Here is a 1233-nt window from a genome sequence, read left to right as displayed (position 1 = left end):
CTTGAGTTCTATCGGTGGTTGCGAACGCCCCGGAAGGAGACGTTCGGATGCCGAAGTACGCCCCCAACAAGATGCCGATCGTGGTGAAGAAGCGGTACTTCGAGCTGCTACGGGAGGGGTACAAGGGTGCGGCGGCTGCCCGGGTGGTCGGGGTATCCGCCAGCTGCGGCTCGAACTGGTTCATCGAAGCTGGAAGCATGATCGTCCCAGACCCCGGCCCGATATCGCCGCGCTTCCTCACCCAGAACGACCGCATCGCCATCGCCGACGGCCTGCACGCCAAGCAGACCGCCAAGGAGATCGCCGCGTCCATCGGCAAGAGCTTCCAGACCGTCTACCGGGAGATCAAGCGCAACGCCAAGCCGGACGGCAGCTACCACCCCTGGTGGGCCCACAATCAGGCCCTGCTGCGTCGCGGGCGCCCCAAGCAGGAGAAGATCCGCAGTAGCGAACCGCTGCGCACACTGGTGCGCGAGAAGCTCACCGAGAAGTGGTCCCCGCAGCAGATCTCGCGTCACCTGGCCCGCCAGCACGCCCACGACCCGGCGATGCGGGCCTGCCCGGAAACGATCTACCGGGCCCTGTTCGCCGGCCTCGTCGGCAGCAAGAAGGCCAAGCTCCGCACTGGCCGAGTGCGCCGCAAGAAGCAGCGCCGAGGCGCCCCCACCCTGAACAAGATCAAGAACATGACGTTGATCCACCAGCGCCCCATCGAGGTCAACGACCGTAAGATTGCTGGACATTGGGAGGGCGACCTCATCATCGGCCGCGGCCAGAGCTCCGCGATCGGCACCCTCGTTGAACGCTCCACCCGCTACGTCCACCTGATCCACCTGCCCGACGGCTGGAAGGCCCCTCAGGTCCGCAACGCGCTGATCATCCAGACGGCTCACATCCCGCCCCAGTTGCGGAAGACCCTCACCTGGGACCAGGGCCGCGAGCTGACACTGCACGAGGACATCGAAGCCCTCACCGGCTTCCGGATCTACTTCTGCGACCCGCACTCGCCCTGGCAGCGCGGCACGAACGAAAACACCAATGGACTGCTGCGGCAGTACTTCCCCAAGGGCACCGACCTGTCCATCCACACCGTCCGCGACCTCCGCGACGTCGCCCGCCAGCTCAACCGGCGCCCCCGCCTCGTCCTCGGCGACAAGACCCCCGCCGAGGCCATGAGAGAATGCCTCGCAGGCCCATTGATCAGCTGATTCGCGACCACTGCTGGAAACCGCC

General features: G+C 66.1%; 1 protein-coding gene. It reads left to right on the top strand.

What is annotated here, in order from left to right:
- Positions 1 to 47: 47 nt before the first annotated feature.
- Positions 48 to 1208 carry an IS30 family transposase gene (locus tag ACFYMU_RS33415; protein ID WP_388381491.1) on the top strand — a complete coding sequence of 387 codons (1161 nt, stop codon included), beginning with the start codon at positions 48 to 50 and terminating at the stop codon, positions 1206 to 1208.
- Positions 1209 to 1233: the final 25 nt, after the last annotated feature.

It is taken from the genome of Streptomyces sp. NPDC007264 (assembly GCF_042869095.1).
Classification (GTDB): domain Bacteria; phylum Actinomycetota; class Actinomycetes; order Streptomycetales; family Streptomycetaceae; genus Streptomyces.
The sequence above is the reverse complement of the archived record's forward strand: the minus strand, read 5'-3'. Positions and strand labels throughout refer to the sequence as shown.

What these genes read in the sequence shown, in the direction of transcription:
- ACFYMU_RS33415 (WP_388381491.1), top strand. Translation starts at nt 48, where the DNA reads ATGCCGAAGTACGCCCCCAACAAGATGCCGATCGTGGTGAAGAAGCGG.